General features: G+C 51.5%; 18 protein-coding genes and 1 riboswitch. Of the genes, 3 read left to right on the top strand and 15 right to left on the bottom strand.

What is annotated here, in order from left to right:
- Positions 1-562: 562 nt before the first annotated feature.
- From K7397_RS09200 to K7397_RS09190, 3 genes are all read right to left on the bottom strand, one after another.
- The gene (locus K7397_RS09200; RefSeq protein WP_223067648.1) at positions 563-769 is read right to left on the bottom strand and encodes a hypothetical protein; all 207 of its coding nucleotides are present in this window, start codon (positions 767-769) and stop codon (positions 563-565) included.
- Positions 770-785: 16 nt separating this feature from the next.
- The gene (locus K7397_RS09195; protein WP_223067647.1) at positions 786-1,379 is read right to left on the bottom strand and encodes a DUF3990 domain-containing protein; all 594 of its coding nucleotides are present in this window, start codon (positions 1,377-1,379) and stop codon (positions 786-788) included.
- Between the two features lie 470 nt (positions 1,380-1,849).
- Complete coding sequence (locus K7397_RS09190) at positions 1,850-2,206, bottom strand: HesB/IscA family protein (protein ID WP_223067646.1); 357 nt, start codon at positions 2,204-2,206, stop codon at positions 1,850-1,852.
- Between the two features lie 335 nt (positions 2,207-2,541).
- On the opposite strand from K7397_RS09190, the gene mqnE reads away from it, so the two are divergent.
- Entirely contained in the window at positions 2,542-3,648 is a 1,107-nt protein-coding gene (gene mqnE / locus K7397_RS09185) for an aminofutalosine synthase MqnE (protein ID WP_223067645.1), read from the top strand.
- A gap of 112 nt (positions 3,649-3,760) precedes the next feature.
- Here the strand turns inward: mqnE and K7397_RS09180 are convergent, their stop codons facing one another.
- A complete protein-coding gene (locus K7397_RS09180; protein WP_223067644.1) occupies positions 3,761-4,015 on the bottom strand; it encodes a YuzB family protein in 255 nt (84 codons plus the stop codon).
- 86 nt (positions 4,016-4,101) lie between these two features.
- On the opposite strand from K7397_RS09180, the gene K7397_RS09175 reads away from it, so the two are divergent.
- Positions 4,102-4,347: a NifU family protein gene (locus K7397_RS09175; protein ID WP_223067643.1), complete on the top strand. Its 246-nt coding sequence runs from the start codon at positions 4,102-4,104 to the stop codon at positions 4,345-4,347.
- 44 nt (positions 4,348-4,391) lie between these two features.
- On the opposite strand, the gene K7397_RS09170 is transcribed toward K7397_RS09175, so the two are convergent.
- The 8 genes from K7397_RS09170 to K7397_RS09135 form a co-directional block, all read right to left on the bottom strand.
- Positions 4,392-5,189 carry an SDR family oxidoreductase gene (locus K7397_RS09170; protein ID WP_223067642.1) on the bottom strand — a complete coding sequence of 266 codons (798 nt, stop codon included), beginning with the start codon at positions 5,187-5,189 and terminating at the stop codon, positions 4,392-4,394.
- A gap of 262 nt (positions 5,190-5,451) precedes the next feature.
- Positions 5,452-6,315 (bottom strand): MetQ/NlpA family ABC transporter substrate-binding protein, encoded by an 864-nt coding sequence (locus tag K7397_RS09165; RefSeq protein WP_223067641.1) that lies wholly within the window; start codon positions 6,313-6,315, stop codon positions 5,452-5,454.
- Positions 6,316-6,385: 70 nt separating this feature from the next.
- Positions 6,386-7,054 carry a methionine ABC transporter permease gene (locus tag K7397_RS09160; RefSeq protein ID WP_223067640.1) on the bottom strand — a complete coding sequence of 223 codons (669 nt, stop codon included), beginning with the start codon at positions 7,052-7,054 and terminating at the stop codon, positions 6,386-6,388.
- Position 7,055: 1 nt separating this feature from the next.
- The gene (locus tag K7397_RS09155) at positions 7,056-8,072 is read right to left on the bottom strand and encodes a methionine ABC transporter ATP-binding protein (RefSeq protein ID WP_223067639.1); all 1,017 of its coding nucleotides are present in this window, start codon (positions 8,070-8,072) and stop codon (positions 7,056-7,058) included.
- Between the two features lie 84 nt (positions 8,073-8,156).
- A riboswitch (SAM riboswitch) is annotated at positions 8,157-8,287 on the bottom strand.
- Positions 8,288-8,384: 97 nt separating this feature from the next.
- Positions 8,385-9,104, bottom strand: a complete 720-nt coding sequence (locus tag K7397_RS09150) for a Cthe_2314 family HEPN domain-containing protein (protein ID WP_223067690.1) — start codon at positions 9,102-9,104, stop codon at positions 8,385-8,387.
- Between the two features lie 36 nt (positions 9,105-9,140).
- The gene (locus K7397_RS09145; protein ID WP_223067638.1) at positions 9,141-10,922 is read right to left on the bottom strand and encodes a UbiD family decarboxylase; all 1,782 of its coding nucleotides are present in this window, start codon (positions 10,920-10,922) and stop codon (positions 9,141-9,143) included.
- A 294-nt stretch (positions 10,923-11,216) separates the two neighbouring features.
- Positions 11,217-12,149 carry a COX15/CtaA family protein gene (locus tag K7397_RS09140; RefSeq protein WP_223067637.1) on the bottom strand — a complete coding sequence of 311 codons (933 nt, stop codon included), beginning with the start codon at positions 12,147-12,149 and terminating at the stop codon, positions 11,217-11,219.
- A 145-nt stretch (positions 12,150-12,294) separates the two neighbouring features.
- Positions 12,295-12,645, bottom strand: coding sequence for a thioredoxin family protein (locus K7397_RS09135; protein ID WP_223067636.1), 351 nt, complete (start codon positions 12,643-12,645; stop codon positions 12,295-12,297).
- Between the two features lie 175 nt (positions 12,646-12,820).
- Here K7397_RS09135 and K7397_RS09130 point away from each other — a divergent pair, with 175 nt between their 5' ends.
- Positions 12,821-14,155, top strand: coding sequence for a DUF2515 family protein (locus K7397_RS09130; protein WP_223067635.1), 1,335 nt, complete (start codon positions 12,821-12,823; stop codon positions 14,153-14,155).
- Between the two features lie 39 nt (positions 14,156-14,194).
- Here K7397_RS09130 and K7397_RS09125 read toward each other — a convergent pair whose 3' ends face one another.
- From K7397_RS09125 to K7397_RS09115, 3 genes are read right to left on the bottom strand one after another with little or no spacing between them, the layout of a single operon-like run.
- Positions 14,195-15,826 carry a putative polysaccharide biosynthesis protein gene (locus K7397_RS09125; RefSeq protein ID WP_223067634.1) on the bottom strand — a complete coding sequence of 544 codons (1,632 nt, stop codon included), beginning with the start codon at positions 15,824-15,826 and terminating at the stop codon, positions 14,195-14,197.
- A gap of 17 nt (positions 15,827-15,843) precedes the next feature.
- Positions 15,844-16,329, bottom strand: coding sequence for a DUF456 domain-containing protein (locus K7397_RS09120; RefSeq protein ID WP_223067689.1), 486 nt, complete (start codon positions 16,327-16,329; stop codon positions 15,844-15,846).
- Positions 16,330-16,344: 15 nt separating this feature from the next.
- Positions 16,345-17,082, bottom strand: a complete 738-nt coding sequence (locus K7397_RS09115) for a Cof-type HAD-IIB family hydrolase (protein ID WP_223067633.1) — start codon at positions 17,080-17,082, stop codon at positions 16,345-16,347.
- Positions 17,083-17,189 lie beyond the last annotated feature (107 nt).

Below are 17,189 nucleotides of genomic sequence, written 5' to 3'. Positions count from 1 at the left end.
TGAACCAGGGGGTTTAACGAGAGGGATATGGCCATATTTTCACAAGTATCAAAGCGGTAAAGGAAGCAGGTCGGCTCCTTTGGCATAGGGTTGCAAACCTTGCAGGCTGGGACAACGCTGCCGTGTGGACCGGCATACAACAAACGGGTTGTCTACTTCCTTTTGCAAATAGGGGGCAGATTTGATCAAAGCATGTCTGTCGCTTGTGGATCCGGCTGCTCTATTGTTTGGGAAGCCTGTCGATTTCTTCGATAAAGTTGGCACCCGAAACACTCTTTCGATTGTTCCAAAAAGCATTATACTCTATTGCAAACTGAATGAAAATAAGAATAATTTCATAAAAATAATAAATAAAAGTCATCTATTTGTTCAAGTCTGTGACTACTTTGTACCTAGAACTGTGAACCTATTAAAAAACCTTCCGAAAATGGTTATGTAACCCATACACCAATTCGGAAGGCTGAGCATGCGCAAGAGGCGCCGTCGCCAGTTATTAACAAAAAACCGCAGCCCTCGGAATGCTACTCCGCAAAGACTGCCGTGTGATAAGCGTTATAAATATTTATAGGTGATTATAAGCTATTACTTCTGCCCAATACTCAGCCCCCATGTGCTGAGCCCAAGGTACATCTTTCATAATTTGTTCATTAATTTCGGGCATGAAGGCTAGGCGCAAGGCCTCATCATAATTAAGATTAAAATTTGTAACAAGAGAAGCAGCTATCCCTTTTTTGAAATTTGGATAACCTAAATCTGCTTGTTCATTCATTTTTCTCTCGAACGATCTACGCTGGAATGTATTCTGTTCTTTTATCATGAGCCTTCACCACCCTAAGTAATTTAATTATGCCTTGATTAACAATATCTTGATTATGAATGGATAATTGATCGTAAAGGTACTTTGCAATACTCTCCAAAAAGAACTCTACATCAATTTCTCCTGTATTCATCTTATCATCATCCATTTGTGCGAGCAAGTCGTACAAATTCTGTCCATCTGCTACCCCTCCGTACACATAGTCATATGTATGAGGTTTAGAAAATTGCGGCGACCTATTGTCATAAATAAACTCTGCCCAAACAAGATCCATTCGCTGCAATATATAACTGTTGTACTCTTTTCGAAGTCTAACAGTATCAACTTCATAAATAAATACAATTGCCTCTTGGTTTACGGGGGCAGCCTTTTTAACAGCATGCTTACTTGCCTGAGTAAAATCAGAAGTTAAATAAAATCCCGTTCCAAAATCTAACTTTCGTTTACTCTGTTTTACATTTATTCCGTTATATAGTGAATTATAATTGCCTGTATGAGTTCCATGGTACATAAATTTTTCAATTCTTTCGAATACTCTTGAGAGTATGTCCGATTTAGGCATGTAGTATTCCCCCGCTATCGATTATATGAAACTATCATACCACAAATGGGAATATTTCCCTATGTAACATACCTTTGTTTTTTTGCTTTTGCCGTGTCCTAACAAGTTATTGGGCTGGGTGGATTTTTTCGTAGCCTAAAAACTGCCCTAGGCTCTCTGAGTCCGATAACGTCGGTTCATTTCGCGTCGATCGTAGTGTCTTCGCTCCATTCGGTACGCGCCGTTCCCGCTTTTTTAACGACATAAAAAGGCCTCCATGTACGTAATTAGTACGAGACTAATTCGCTATGGAGGCCGTAATCCTCAACCCTGAAACGGTCATTTACGGGTTGTTAACGTTCATCGCGGAGGGTTGTTAACGCGCTAATTTCGCCCGCAATCCTTCGCCCCGAACGTTCGTTTCCGTAGTGGCTTTTCGTTTCGGCTGCCGTCAGACCACCGGAATCAAAACGTTAATCTGGCGCGGTTTATTACTCGCAAACCTCCGGACGCCCTTCTTCATCCCGCATCTTGAACGACTGTCCGCAGCCACAGCTGGCTACGGCGTTCGGGTTATGGATGGTGAACCCTCCGCTCATGCCGGATTCCTTGAAGTCAATTTCCAGGCCGTTAAGGTAACGCAGGTTGTCTTTCTCCACCACGACCTTCACGCCGCCAACCTCCATAAACACGTCATCAGCGGATTCTTCATCATCGAACCCCATTGCATAGGAGAAACCGCTGCAGCCGCCAGGGTTGACACCGAGGCGAAGGAACATGTTCGGAATTTCTTGCTCAGCGAGCATGTCCTTGATTCTATCGAGTGCGCTATCGCTAATATTTATCATTAAGCTCAACCTCCTTCATCCTTACTATCTTCAGTATACGCCTTCTTATCCATACGCTCAATAATAATAAATGGGTATGTAAAAATACACATATACTCGCTTTTTGCCTTTATTAATGTGAAATAACTCACTCTTTCTCCTTAAGTTCCCGTTATTTCTTACACGGAGCGTTATTGCCCCTTCAGAAATGGAGGTTTATAATAGGACAGGTGATTAACCGAATAATTGTCGGAATATTGTCATGCCAAAAATTTTAGGTAATACATTGTCCATATAAGATGTGTTCATTATTTCACAAGAACATGTTTTAACAAGTCGGAAACGGAGGAAAACGCATGCCAGTTACTACACTCCCTCACCAGGATAAAAAGATGGCCGAAATCATTGAAAAGGTGCAAAACGGCGTAAGATTAAGTTTGGAAGACGGTGTTTACCTCTATAAAAGCGACGACCTTTTGACGATCGGTCAATTGGCTAACGAGGCCAACCATAGAAAAAACGGCAAAAAGGTTTATTTTATCGAAAATATGAGCCTTTACTTTACCAATGTATGCGAATCTTATTGCGCTTTCTGCAATTTTCGTAAAGATCAGGGCGAAGAGGGCTCGTACACGTTGTCCGGCCAGGAAATGATTGAATATGTGGAGCAGCATATCCACCCCGGTATCCGGGAATTTCATATCGTCGGCGGACATAACAACCACGTTCCTTTTCAATATTATGTAGACTCCCTCAAAGCGCTTAATGAGCGTTTTCCGAATGTTACCCTGAAAGCATACACGGCGGCGGAGATCGAATTTTTCACCCGTCTTAGCGGCCTTAGCACCAAAGAAGTGCTGCAGGAGCTGCAGAAGGCCGGACTTAAAACGCTGACCGGAGGCGGCGCGGAAATTTTGTCCGACCAGTACCGCCAGAAAATGAAAGTCGACAAAGCGAATGTCGATCAATATTTGGATGTGCACCGGACAGCTCACAAGCTGGGGATGAAAACCCACACCACGATGCTGTACGGATCCATCGAGACCCACGAAGACCGGATTCGCCACATGATCCAGATTCGCGATCTGCAGGATGAGACTGGCGGATTCATGGTATTTATTCCGCTGTCCATGCAGCCTAAGAACAAAAATGCCAGCATTATGCGCCGCAACTCGGCCTACGAGGATCTGAAGACAATCGCGATCAGCCGCCTGATGCTGGACAATATCGACCATATCAAGGCTTACTTCATTAATATCGGGACACAGCTTACCCAAGTCTCCCTCAGCTTCGGCGCTTCCGACGTTCACGGCACGATTCTGAAGGAACGCATCAGCCACTCGGCAGGTGCGGTAACGCCCGAAGGATTAACACGCAAGGAATTGATCTGGCTCATTCAGGGGGCAGGCCGGATTCCTGTGGAAAGAGATACTTTTTACAACGAAATTCAGGTTTACGAATAGAAAGCCCCCGGATCATGATCACCGCTTAGCAATAGCAGACCTAGGCCTATGACGTTCCGTCATAAGGCCTGTTCTTTTTTTTCAATATCGTTTCGTTGCTTAAGTCAATCCGTTAATCCAGATCCAGCAAATCCCAGGCTTCCATCTCCTTGATTTTATCCATAATAAGCTCGTACAGCTTCTCGGCGCTTTCGGCTTCCACGATCTCTCCATTGACCAGCGCATACGGAGCCATGGAGCAAAGTCCGCAGTTGTTGAGACAGCCGTATTCGATGACATCGTAATCCGGGTTCTCTTCCAGCTTTTCCATCACTTCGTCAGTGCCAAAGTGCATGTTGCTTGTGCAAAATTCAATGATTGGACGCATGCTGTAAAATCCCTCACTTTATAGCCATTTTAATTTGGACTTTTTTATAATATAATATCATTATGTCATGAAAGGAGTTGAAATCAATGAGCGCAAATGCACAAGATACATTGTATGATGAAGTGCTGGAGGTTCTTGACAAGCTTCGCCCCTTCCTGCAGCGCGATGGCGGTGACGTTGAACTCGTAGACGTCGAAGACGGCATCGTGAAGCTGAAACTGATGGGCGCCTGCGGCAGCTGCCCAAGCTCCACCATCACTCTGAAGGCTGGTATCGAACGCGCCCTGTTTGAAGAAGTAGAAGGCGTACAAGAGGTCGTACAAGTATTTTAATTATAGAAAGTCTTGGGTTCCCTTCGGAATCCAAGACTTTTTGTTTATTCCTCTTTTCTTGCTCCAATGGCTTTAGACGGAATCAAGGGCCTGATCGGATCGAGTCCGCCCGATATGTCCATAATGTTTCCAGTAATGAAATCCGAGGCCTTGTGGCACAGAAACGCGATGACTCTGGCTACATCTTCTCCGCTGCCCGGCCGCCCGCGGGGCGTCTCCCCATCCTGCATGCCGCTGACCTCGGCGATGGATTTCTCCTTATTGTCTCCACGGATGTCACCGGGACATACCATATTCACCGTAATTCCATGCGGCGCTTCCTCTACGGCAAGCGTCTTGGTGAAGGATACGAGGCCCGTCTTGGCCGCTGCGTACACAGCCCTGTGAGGCCACGCCCTCGATTCCGAAGCATGTCCGAACCCGAAGTGAATGATCCGTCCCCAGCTTTGCCGGCGCATCCCTTCCAGCACAAGATGATCCAGCAGCATGGTGCCCACCAGGTTGCCTTCGATCAGCGACAATATTTCTTGCCTGCTGTACTCCGAGAACAGCTTCCGCTCGCGAATGAACGGACCTGCGTTATTGACCAGAATATCGATCCTGCCGAGTTCCCGCTGAACCGTACCCACCAGCCTTTCAATTTCATCGTGCCTGGATACGTCGCCCTGAACGGCGATGCAGCGTACGCCTGTATGTTGAATTCGAGCTTGCAGCTCTCTTGCTTCCTTCTCGCTGTGAACATAATTAAGAGCAATATCGCAGCCCTGCTCCGCCAAAGCAAGCGCCGTCCGTTTTCCCAAACCTTTTGCGCTGCCTGTGATGAGGGCAATATGAGCGTTCAATTCCAATCCTCCTCCTAAACAAACACAGCGGTTCCCTACCTGAGTAGTATAAAAGATTTAAAAGCCGATCACAACCGGAGCAGTTCCTTACCCTTTCATCCCGGAAAACTCTAAGCCCTGCATGGGCAGGCTTATTCTGTTCTTTCAAACAAAAGAGGCGAAAGACCAGCCATCACCTGCGGTGACGTTCGGTCTTTCGCCTTAAAGCATTGCCCCGGGTCTAAACGCCGGGACAATTGGGGCTCGATTGTCCTGCGCCAACTTAAAACGCTGGAACAACAGCTCCTTTATATTTATCCTCGATAAACTTCTTCACGTCTTCAGAAGTGAGCGCTTTGACCAGCTTCTGAATCGCGTCGGAGTCCTTGTTGTCCGGACGGGCTACCAGAATATTGGTGTAAGGGGAATCTTTATCTTCGATAAAGAGTGCATCCTTGGTCGGAACGAGGTTGGCTTCAAGCGCATAGTTCGTATTGATGAGAGCCAGGTCCACTTCATCCAGCTGGCGCGGAAGCATAGCCGCATCCAGTTCCTTGAATTTCAGGTTTTTCGGATTTTCCGCGATATCCGCCTTTGTAGCCGTAATGCCTGCTCCGTCTTTCAGCGTGATCAGACCGTTCTTGGCCAGCAGAAGCAGGGCGCGTCCGCCGTTGGTCGCATCGTTCGGGATTGCAACCGTAGCACCGTCCGGAAGCTCATCAATGGATTTGATTTTATGGGAATAAGCGCCAAACGGCTCGATGTGTACCCCGGCAACGGACACCAGGTTGGTCCCCAGTTGTTTGTTCTGTTCATCCAGGTATGGCTGATGCTGGAAGAAGTTCACATCCAGCGACTTGCCTGCCAATTCCTTGTTAGGCAGCACATAGTCCGTAAATTCTTTAATCTCCAGATCAACGCCTTCAGCCGCCAGCGCAGGCTTGATATGCTCCAAAATTTCGGCGTGAGGCACAGCCGTTGCTCCAACTCTAAGCTTGACCGGCGTGGCTGAAGCCGACTCCTGAGGCGCAGCCGATGCATTGCCTTTGGCAGCCTGGCCATTGCTGCTATTTTTCGCATTGTTGCCGCAAGCCGCCAGCACCACTACGAGTGACAGCGTAAGAAAAGCGAGAGCCCATTTTTTCATTTTCAATACCTCCAAATGAATGATTTTTTTGAATAAGGACTTACTTTCTGAAGTTATATTTGTTGTTTCCTTATTTCCTTGTAAAATGCACCACGAGCCGGTCGCCGGCCATTTGCAAAATTTGCACCAGCACAATCATGAACAGCACCGCAATAATCATGACTTCCTTCTCGTATCGGTAGTATCCGAAACGGATGGCCAAATCGCCCAGTCCGCCGCCTCCAACCATGCCCGACATCGCCGTATAGGAAACCAGCGTAACCGCCGTAATGGTTGCTCCGGCAATCAGTCCGGGCAGCGATTCGGGCAGCAGCACCCGCCGCACCACCTGTCCGGTGGAAGCTCCCATCGCATGGGCCGCTTCGATGACGCCCCAATCCACTTCCCTAAGGCTTGTCTCGACAAGCCGGGCGAAGAAAGGAGCCGCTCCGATGACGAGCGGAGGAATCGTCCCCGTAACGCCGAGAGTTGTGCCGACAATCAGCTTGGTCAAAGGCAAAAGCGAGATAATGAGAATAACAAAAGGTATGGAACGCAAAATATTGACCACAAACGAAATGACCCGATAAGTCCATCTGAAAACTAAGGAATTGGAACGCGCCGTCATGTAAAGAATGATACCGAGCGGCAATCCGATCACGATGGTGAACAAAAGCGAATATCCCATCATGGAAAGCGTATCGTAGGATGCCTGCGTCATCTCATTCCAATCCAATTGTGAAAAATCCAGACCCCACATTTTAGTCTATCACCTCCACATCCAGTTCCCGCTGCTGGAGCTTGGCGACCGTTTGGGCTACCGCTTCGGGTTTGCCTTCAAACGATACCGTCAGTTGGCCATAGGGAACATCTTTAATTGCGGAGATCGTACCCTGCAGGATGGCAAAATGTACGCCGGTTTCGCTGACCACCTCGGACAGCGTCGATTCGTAGGTTTGGGTACCCAGAAACGTGATCCGGTAAATCCCGATCCCTTTCGGCTTCAGCAATTCGATAGCCTGCTTCAGCGGTTCGCCGCCGGCTACATCGCGGCTGATAAATTCTTTTGTCACCGGGTGCTGAGGCTTCAGGAATACCTCCGTTACCGGACCTTCCTCGACAATGCCGCCTTGATGAATGACGGCAACCCGGTCACAAATGCTCTGGATGACATGCATCTCATGCGTGATCAGCATGATCGTCAGTCCCAGCTTCCGGTTAATGTCCAGCAGCAGCTTCAAGATGGAGTCGGTTGTCTGCGGATCAAGCGCCGATGTCGCTTCGTCGCACAGCAGCACACCCGGATCGCTGGCCAGCGCCCGGGCTATGCCGACACGCTGCTTCTGTCCGCCGGACAGCTGGGACGGATATTTGGCGCTGTGGGCTTCAAGTCCGACGAGAACGAGCAGTTCCTCTACCTTCGCCTTGATCTTCGCTTTGTCACTGCCCGCAAGCTTAAGCGGAAAGGCGATGTTGTCGTACACGGTTGCCGATGACAGCAGATTAAAATGCTGAAAAATCATGCCGATTCGCCGCCGCTGCTGCTGCAGCTCTCTTTTTCCGAGACGGGTCAGGTTTACGCCGTTCACCCAAACCTCGCCTCTCGTCGGCCGCTCCAGTAAATTGATGCACCTGATCAAGGTGCTCTTCCCCGCACCTGAATGGCCGATCACGCCGAATATCTGGCCTTTCTCAACCGTAAGATTGAGGCCGGACAGCGCGGTGGTTGTCTTTTGCTTGGAGCCATATACTTTTGTAATTTCCTTCAGCTCAATCAAATATGGACCTCCTGTTCTAAGAAAAAACTAAAAAAGAGCCCTAGGCAGATGCCCGGGACTCTCCAACTTGTCAGAGATTATACCTTCTCATCTGCCAGAATGCATTGCAGCGCATCCTGAGGAATTAGCACCATGACATTCGGTATGCCTAATCAACATTCCGAATCGGTTGCCGGGCTTCATCGGGCCTTTCCCTCCGCCTCTCTTGATAAGAAATATGAAATTCCAAGAAAATTCAGCTGAATTTCAGAAATTGAAGCTAGAACCTAGTATAGTAACTCTCACATCGTTTGTCAAAGAAAATTTTTGGGATTATGGTTGGGGCTTCGTCCGGGTCCAATGCTTGCCCATGTAATCAAAAACGGCGATCAGCGAATTGCAGGCCATTTCGTATCCTAGCCGCAGTTCCTGCATGTGCTGGTCCAGATCCTCCAGCTCGATTTTGCCGTACAGAGCCTGATGCCGCTGCCACAAATCATCCTGCATCTCGGAATTCATAAAATGAATTTCCGTATTCCGCCGTTTCCGGAGAATCGAAATCGGCTCTTTATACTCCTCTTTCAGGCTATCCAGCCGTTCTCCCAGATCGGGATGAACCTTCAGATACGGGAACTGCCTCAGCACCGTAAAATAAGAAAAATGCGGCTTGACCTTCGCCGTATTCAGCCCGTAGAACTCGTCCAGCAGAATGCCCAGCTTGTCGAGCAGAGAAAACAGCCGCACAAAACCATCCTTGTAGAAAAATACGTAACGTGCATAGTCGCCTTTCTCCTGCGGGTTCATATCCTCCACAAAATCTTTCTTGACCTTTTCCCGGAAAAAGCCGGCCGCGAACGTACACTGCTCCAGTTCATCAAGCGAAGATATGAGCCCGCGGGTCCAAATTTCAAGCTTGCGGCAATCATGGGAGGGATCCTGGCTGCGCTCAATTTCCTGTTCCAGCAGATAAACCGTCCGGGCCATGGCCCGAGTAGCGTCCGCAATCAGTCCTTCGTTCGCTCTAGGAGGCTCTCCCAGCAGCGTTCGCAGCATATCCATCCCTCGCTTTTTTATCGTCATATGAGCAGGTTATCCTTGAAAATAAGTATTCCAGCGTTCGTCCACCAATTTCACAATATCCTCTCTCGGGAACAGCTCGTCCGGATATCCCGGCTTCATCCGCGCGTCGATGACCAGAGGCAGACTGTAGGCCAGATGATGCTGGCGCACGTCCGCTTCCGAATAAATATCGGTGGCCGGATTGAAACGCGTAAAGACCGTCCACAGAAACTTGTTCGTGCTGGATGCAACCGTGTCCGCATCATCTACCAGAACGACTAGCGGCCAGGCCGTACCGCGCTCGCGAAGTCTGGACAGCAGCCGGACCGGAAGCTCCGGCTCCCGCTCATAAGATGCCCCGGAAACGACCAGGCAACCCTTGTGGTACGGCGCAATCCGCTCGATCTCCGCAATTTCGCCTTCGTTGTACTCTGAAGGCAGCTTTCGTACCGGTTCTCCGACGCCGATCAGAATGGCTTTGCTGCCGTGGTTCAGTCTTTTTCCGGTATAATCCAGCGTGTCATGGGACGTATTGTTGAAAATAAACAAGTCTGTCGACGGATTAAACCGCTCCAGAACGGCTTCCAGCAGCTTGCGGAAATCGGCCAAATCCAGATGCTGATCGGTCAGCATGAGGAATTTGGTCAGTGAAAGCTGCCCCTGTCCCAGAATCGAGAAGCCGGCAACGAGCGCTTCCCGGGAATAACGTTCCTTCACGATGGCCGAAGCCAGGGAATGGTGGCCCGTCTCTCCATAAGTCCAGACCGTATGGACGGATGGCATGACGAGCGGGAACGCCGGAGACAGCAGCTTTTGCAAGAAATCGCCCAGATAGTAATCCTCCTGCCGGGGTTTGCCGACAATGGTTGCCGGGTAAATCGCATCCTTGCGGTGCCACATATGATTTACGTTCAGCACGGGAAAATCATGCTGCAGGGAATAATACCCGTAGTGATCGCCAAACGGTCCTTCCGGACGGCGTTCATGCGGCGCAACAAAGCCGTGGATGGCAAATTCCACTTCGGCCGGAATCCGGTGGCCGCCGAGCGGGTTATTCGCCATAGGCAGTCTTTCCCCGAGCACAAAGGAAGTCAGCAGCAGCTCCGGCAAATGCTCCGGCAGCGGAGCGATGGCCGAGGCGATCAAAGCCGGCGGTCCGCCGATAAAGATGGATACCGGCAAGGCCTGATTCAGCTTCTCCGCCTCGTGGTAATGAAATCCGCCGCCCTTGTGAATCTGCCAGTGAACGCCGGTTGTCTGATCATCGTAGAGCTGAATCCGGTACATGCCGAGATTATGATCCTTCGGTTTGAGCGGATTTTCGGTATAGACGAGGGGCAGCGTAATAAAAGGTCCGCCATCCTCCTGCCAGCTTGTCACCTTGGGAAGCTCGGCCAGCGGCTTGTCGGTGCGGCACACCTGCAAAACGGGGGCCTCTTCTTTTGAAACCGTTTTCGGAATCGTGCCCCATCCCATCTTTAACGCTTCCCAAATGAGTCCCCGTTCATTCCATAGCGCCTTGGGGGTCGGCGGCAGCATCGTGTCCAGGGCGCCGACCAAACGGCTCGCAAGCTGCTCCGGTCTTGGTCCAAAGGCCAGATCAACCCGTCTGGCGGTACCGAACAGGTTTGTCGCAACGGGGAACGGAGTCCCTTTCACGTTAGTGAACAGCAGCGCCGGCCCTCCTTCTTCAATGACCCGGCGGTGGATTTCGGCAAGCTCCAAATAAGGATCCACCGGCACATCGATGATGGCCAGATCATTCTCCTTGCGGAGCGCCTCAATCCATTGACGTAAATTTTTATAGCTCAAGCGGTTTCCCTCCCAAACTAAAGCCGCCTTAGCGGACGTGCTCTTGTCCGAACCCGCGGTTATTCCAAGGCTTTAGCTTTCCACATATTTTTCGGTTCTCCTAATATATCATATTTACCTTATGTCTTCTTGCAAAAGCAAGTCCGTTCGTAAAGGAAACAGGAGTAGCCTTTATAAACAAACAAGCCCGCGGAGCGGCAAACCGCCCGCGGGCCTAAAGCCAAACGTTATCCAAGAGGGACCCGAACATGATCCTCCTGTAGACCAAAGCCGGTTTAACCCGGTTCCCCGTCTTTATCTTTTCTCGCCTCGGCTCAGCAGCCACGTTCTCACGCTCATATAGCAGAGAAGGCCGAACAGCACTTCGATCACCAAGATATGGGAAATCGACGTAAACAGATACCAGTTATAATCGTTAACCGTATAAACGACCGCAACCCCTGCGAGAATCTGCAAAATAATGAGAATGATCGACGCCAGTCCAAGACCGCGGATCTCCCGGTTCCCGGACGGGTTCCGGTAAGCAAAATGCGCCAGCACCGCAATGACTACGAGCAATAGAACGGCTGCCGCACGGTGCATGAACTGGATGCCTTCCCCGCCCGACAGCGGGGGCACTAACTGACCGTTGCAGAGCGGAAATCCATAACAGGCTCCGGCTGAATCGGTATGAGTCACATAAGCGCCGGTATATACGACGATATAGGTATAGATCGCTGTAAACACGCTCAGGTTGCGAAGGCCTTTCGATACTTTGCGCGGCGGCTCCGCCGGGGTCATCGCTTCGTTTCTCGCCTGTTCCCGTATCCCAAGCGATAGCATGACCGAGCTTGCAAAGGCGATGAGGGCAAATCCCAGATGCAGCGCCATAACCGGCGCCGACTGGGAGAAGACGACCGCCAAAGCGCCCATAATCGCCTGAATGACGACAAACAGCAGCGCCAGAAACGAATAGATGCGAAGGTCAAGGCGATTTCGGCGGAAAATCATGAAGCATACAAAAGCCGCCAAGGTGAGCAGCCCGGCCAGTCCGCTTACGGCCCGGTGGGAAAATTCAATGATCGAAGCGACCGTATGCGCCGGAACAAACTTGCCGTTGCACAGCGGGAACTGGTTGCCGCAGCCGAGTCCCGATTCCGTCTTGGTGACGACTCCTCCGCCAAAGGTGGCCAAAAAGACGAACAGCGTGGCGGCATAGGCAAGCCATTTCAATTGTTTGGTTGTCATTATATCACCTGCAATGTATTTTTTTATTGTTAAAGAGCTTGGTCAATCCATATTCAATTATAACGGATGGACAAGCTCCTATCACAGGCGACATGTGACAAAATGTTCAAATCTGGGGCGGCCCTGCACGCTATTGCTGTGACATTTATGATTGTGCTTTAAGCGTTCCGTATACAGCAACCGCCTTGTTCAGGAAATCTTCGATTTCCGAACGCGACTTCCGCAGTTTGTTCACAAAGCGGACCAGCTCCCGGCCGTCTCCATAGGCTACGAAGCTTGGAATCCCCATAATCCGCTGTTCCTGGCTGATTTCCTCCAGCTCATCCACATCAATCTGAATAAGGGTAAGGCGGTCTTTGTACTGCTCCTCCACCTCGGGCATAAACGGATCGATAAATTTGCAGTCTCCGCACCAGTCTGCCTTGAAGACCGCTACCGTGATCCCTGCCGAAGCTGTCAGCTCGCGAAATTGCTCGGCTGTTGTGACTTTTATCATTTTCATTCATCCCTTCACAAATTTTGGTTCATCTATTCTTACCTTTAGTAGAACAAACCCGCGAGTGGAAGTCAAATATTTGGGTCATAATGGAAGTAGCCCAATCCATTGACCTGAAAGCGGCTCGCAACCAACCGGCGGGCGGCAGGATTTTCAGAAAGAAAGGACTTTGCAAATGACAAGCCCGGATCGCTGCAAACCGAAAAAACCGGCTGGCATTTGGCTGGACATGCTTGCTTCCTTTCCCTCCGCCCTATGGAGAGCCACTCGCGGCAAAGCGGAGGACCTGGCCGCGTCAGGACGCCTGCGGGCGGCAAGATGCCGTCTCGACTGGAGTGAAGCCGGCGCCGGCTTGGTCCGCTCCGCTGTTGAAGACATGCTGAACAAAAGCGGCCAGCCGCGCCTTTCCAGTCCCCAGAGCAAGCAGAATACAAGCGCCGACCGGGAAATAGCGGCCGAAATCGCCCGTGCCACGGAGATGCATAACCGCAGCAATATTACCCGCACGCAGGCCTATCTTGACATCTACCGGGCTTTTCCGGAGCTGCACTGGGCGCTGCAGGCCCATCTCGTATCCCGCAATGCGGGCTGGAATATGAGCGATCTGAAAGGCGGGCAGGAAGACGGCCTTCTGCAAGATCAGGCCAGGTATAGATACTACCGCTTTTTGGAACGCAGCAACGCGCTTATTTTTCAGGACGCCTATCCGCAGCTCATGCTGTACGCTCAAAGCAAAAAATGCGGAAAAAGCCTGTTTCATCTTCTTCCCTGCTTTCACGTATCCCGGTTCATGCTTCCCTTCTGGGAACAATTCTGGCTGCGCCGCTCCAGCTCCCTGCTTGCTGTCGGCCTGATTATCAACGAGCAGAACTATATTGAGAAACGCGTCTTGCAGCATCCTTTCTTCCGGACAACGGTGATGAACAAGCCGGCTTTTCGGCTTGGCTCCTTGGCCGGACTCAATCAAATCGTCATTCCGTATGCCCTGTCGGAGGAGATCGGACCTGGAGAAACTGAGGGAACTGGATACGGTCAGCCCAGAGTGGCGGGAAGAGTCCTTGCCGATTTTGCCAATCTGCATGCAAGAATCGGCATCGGCAAGCACCTTTACGCGATATTGTTCGGCCTGCCCGCTGTGCTGCAGGGAGCCGAAAGGTTCGCGAATTCCGTTGCCCACACCGGTTCCCGGGCCGACTACTGGCCCGGCCTTTTTACCGCAAAACAAGAAGAAGCCCGCACATCCCCTGAACAGGGCGCGGAGCTTCTGCGAAATGATTTTAATCCGGCAGGGGGCAAAATTTTCAGTCCCCGCCTGCAAGGCAGCTTCGGGGATACTCCTTACGAGCCGATTACCCGTGAAGACTGGCTTCAGCAGCATAGCGCCCTAAGCGATATCAGCATCCCCCGGCTTCCTTTTGTATGCGAGATCAGCCACGGACACCGGCTGAACATGCTGAAGCGCGCTTTCGCGCACGACGCTGCTGCCGGAGCGCGCAGGCTGCGGGCCTAGCCACCTAGCCAGCCGGATAACGCGGCAACATCAGCCAGATCAGCCTTCCGACCGGCGCTGTGCCGGAGCGAAACGCATCAGGGGTCTGAGCACCTTGCGGACAGCCCCCGGATAGCTGTCCAGCTCTTCCCGGCGAATGACGCGCAGGACGATCAGCATGACCGGATACAGAGCGGTTATAGCTGCGCCTACCATACAGCAGGTGATGAAAAATGCCACCCGGTCCGGCAAGACGTCCACAAGCTGGATGCCTGCTTGATTGAGGCCGTAACCGATCGCGGCCAATGCCGCCACGGTCAGCAGAAATCCTGTCCACCGTCCGCCAAGAATGGAGAAGGAGACGATCCGCTTCAGTGAACGCAAATTGAGCAATGTAATGACCAGGAAACATAGTCCCGTGCCGGCGATGATGCCATAGATGCCAAATAGCGGGGCCAGCGCAAAGCTGGCCGCAAGCTTGACGGCGATACCGATCAGGACATGGACCATGGACAGATTCGGTTTGCCCATGCCGAGCAAAATCGAGCTGCTGGTCGACATGGTAATTTGGAAAATGGTCCCCAGCGTCAGCAGCGCAATAATGCCGCTTCCGTCCAGGCTGCTGTAGAGCAGGCCGTTGACGGAGTATGCTGCCGTGCACAGGATGAGCACGATCGGCATCCCCGTTAACACGGAGATCCGCATGGCCAGTGTGATCTGCTTTTGCAGATAAGGCATGTCCTTCCGGGCAAAGGCGCCGGAGATGATCGGAATCAGCGAAGTGCTGAGCGCGATGGACAGAATTGGCGGAATGCCGGCAATGCTCTGGGCCCGGCTGCCGAGAATGCCGAGCAAGTAGGTTGCCTCGTCTACGCCGATGCTGCCGTTCAGCATCGGTTTGACAATCGATCCGTCGATAAAATAAACGGCCGGAATGGCCAGGGAAGACAGCACGATCGGAATCGACAGTTTGAAAATATCGGCGTAAATCCGCTTAAGCGGCACCGGCTTCGTGCCCGAAGACAGGTCTTCAAGCCGGGCCCTGCGATCCTCCCTGCGCAGCTTGGCGGCATAATACAGCATGATGCCGAAGGCGCCGATGCTGCCCAGCACCCCGCCGAAGGATGCGCCGGCGGCGACCCATTTATCGGCGTAGCCGGCATGCAGCATGACCGCGGCAATGCCGATCGCGGCGGCGACCCGCAATATTTGCTCCGCAATTTGCGAAATCCCGCCGGCCGTCATGTTGTTGCGGCCCTGAAAATAGCCGCGCATCATCGCCACGGTCGGGAACAGCAGCAGCGCAGGAGCCAGCGCCCGAATGGCCGGCGTCGCTTCCGGTGAGGAGATGGCATCAGCGTATATGGGAGCGAGCACATAGAGCAGCGCCGTGATGATTACGCCGGTCACAGCCGCGAAGATCAGCGCGGCCGTGTAAATGCGCTTCGCCTCTCCCGGACGCTTCAGCGCATAGCGCTCCGATACCATTTTGCTAAGTGTGCTTGGAATGCCGGCAGTCGCCACAGTCAGCAGCAGCAGATACACATTGTTCGCTATGGTGAAGGAGGCATTGCCCACCGCGCCGAAAATATGCTCCAGCGGCACCCGCTGGACCATGCCAAGCACTCTGGCCACCAGCGCGGCCGCAGCCAAGATTAATGTTCCTTTGATAAACGACTCTTTCTTAGACAAACGAATTTCCCTCTTTTCTAGAATGCAAAAATCCAGATAAAGAACACCACGATCATGACGAGCTGCAAAATAATTTTAACGGCCATGCTGCTGAACAAGCCAACGACCGACCCGACTCCGGCTTTAAGCGACTGCTTCAGGGAAGCTCCTGTAAGCAGCTCTCCGATCACCGCGCCCACGAACGGACCGATGACAAGCCCGAAGGCCGGAATGACAAAAGGACCGATAATCGCTCCGATCGTACTGAGCCAGACAGAGGCTTTGCTGCCGCCGAATTTTTTGACGCCCCAGGCTCCTACCAGATAGTCCGCAACCAGCAGCACGACGACAATAAGCGTCTGCAAGGTCCAGAACACCCAGCCGAAATGCTGAAAGCCGAAAAACCATCCGTAAACAAAAAAGGCCGCATACACGGCGACAACACCGGGCAGCACCGGAAATATCGCTCCGGCAAGCCCTGTCAGGAACAAGGCGACAACCAGAATCCACCCGATGACAGCAATCAATACGATCACTCCTTAAGCCAATATAAATTTGCGGATCACTTCCGCAATGCCATCGTCATTGTTGGACGAGGTGACGTAGTCCGCATTCTCTTTCACGGCCAGTTGGGCATTCTCCATGGCCACTCCCAAACCGGCTGCCTGAATGGCCGCCAGGTCGTTCAGGCTGTCCCCGACAGCAACGGTCTCGGACATATCGATGCCAAGCAGTCCGCATACCGTGCGAATCCCGCTGGCCTTGTTGATGCCCTGCGGGTTCACTTCGATGTTCCATGGCGTTGAATTCGTGATCTCCAGACCGCCAATGTTCTGAAGCTCCATCAAAACCTCATGCCGCAATTGATCGTCGCTCACGTTATACCCGAATTTAAGCCATTGTTTTTCCTGGATCGCACCGTCATACCAGTTGTGCTCATTGTAGAGGCCCTCTACCGAATAAGCCCAGAACCAGACCTTTTTATCACGGGACAAGCGGTACATTTGGGCTATAAGTTCTTGTCCGAGCAGTTCCCGGTGATACAGCTCGTGGGGATTCTTCCAAACTTCACTCCCGTTGACCGTAATCATCGGCGTATCCAGCCCCAATTCTTCTCCGAACGGGGCTGCTTCATCATAGGATCTGCCCGTTGACAGACAGACGTGAACTCCCGCTTCTGCAGCCTTGCGAATCCATTTTGCCGTCTCCGAAGAGATCTGGTGGTTATCGGTGAGCAGCGTTCCGTCCATATCAAGCGCGAGCAAACGGTACTTCATTTCTCTCATCCCCTATCCTATCCTTTGTTCAAGGATAGATCTGTTCTCTATTTCACACGCAACGCCATTTTACCATATTCATTTAAAGGCACCAACTATAGCGTGTA

It is taken from the genome of Paenibacillus caui (assembly GCF_019904135.1).
Lineage (GTDB): Bacteria > Bacillota > Bacilli > Paenibacillales > Paenibacillaceae > Fontibacillus > Fontibacillus caui.
The sequence above is the reverse complement of the archived record's forward strand: the minus strand, read 5'-3'. Positions and strand labels throughout refer to the sequence as shown.

Coding starts and splice junctions, on each gene's coding strand:
- K7397_RS09200 (WP_223067648.1), bottom strand. CDS start 769: ATGAATGAACAAGCAGATTTAGGTTATCCAAATTTCAAAAAAGGGATA.
- K7397_RS09195 (WP_223067647.1), bottom strand. CDS start 1,379: ATGCCTAAATCGGACATACTCTCAAGAGTATTCGAAAGAATTGAAAAA.
- K7397_RS09190 (WP_223067646.1), bottom strand. CDS start 2,206: ATGATAAATATTAGCGATAGCGCACTCGATAGAATCAAGGACATGCTC.
- mqnE (WP_223067645.1), top strand. CDS start 2,542: ATGCCAGTTACTACACTCCCTCACCAGGATAAAAAGATGGCCGAAATC.
- K7397_RS09180 (WP_223067644.1), bottom strand. CDS start 4,015: ATGCGTCCAATCATTGAATTTTGCACAAGCAACATGCACTTTGGCACT.
- K7397_RS09175 (WP_223067643.1), top strand. CDS start 4,102: ATGAGCGCAAATGCACAAGATACATTGTATGATGAAGTGCTGGAGGTT.
- K7397_RS09165 (WP_223067641.1), bottom strand. CDS start 6,315: ATGAAAAAATGGGCTCTCGCTTTTCTTACGCTGTCACTCGTAGTGGTG.
- K7397_RS09160 (WP_223067640.1), bottom strand. CDS start 7,054: ATGTGGGGTCTGGATTTTTCACAATTGGATTGGAATGAGATGACGCAG.
- K7397_RS09150 (WP_223067690.1), bottom strand. CDS start 9,104: ATGCTGCGAACGCTGCTGGGAGAGCCTCCTAGAGCGAACGAAGGACTG.
- K7397_RS09140 (WP_223067637.1), bottom strand. CDS start 12,149: ATGACAACCAAACAATTGAAATGGCTTGCCTATGCCGCCACGCTGTTC.
- K7397_RS09135 (WP_223067636.1), bottom strand. CDS start 12,645: ATGATAAAAGTCACAACAGCCGAGCAATTTCGCGAGCTGACAGCTTCG.
- K7397_RS09130 (WP_223067635.1), top strand. CDS start 12,821: ATGACAAGCCCGGATCGCTGCAAACCGAAAAAACCGGCTGGCATTTGG.
- K7397_RS09115 (WP_223067633.1), bottom strand. CDS start 17,082: ATGAAGTACCGTTTGCTCGCGCTTGATATGGACGGAACGCTGCTCACC.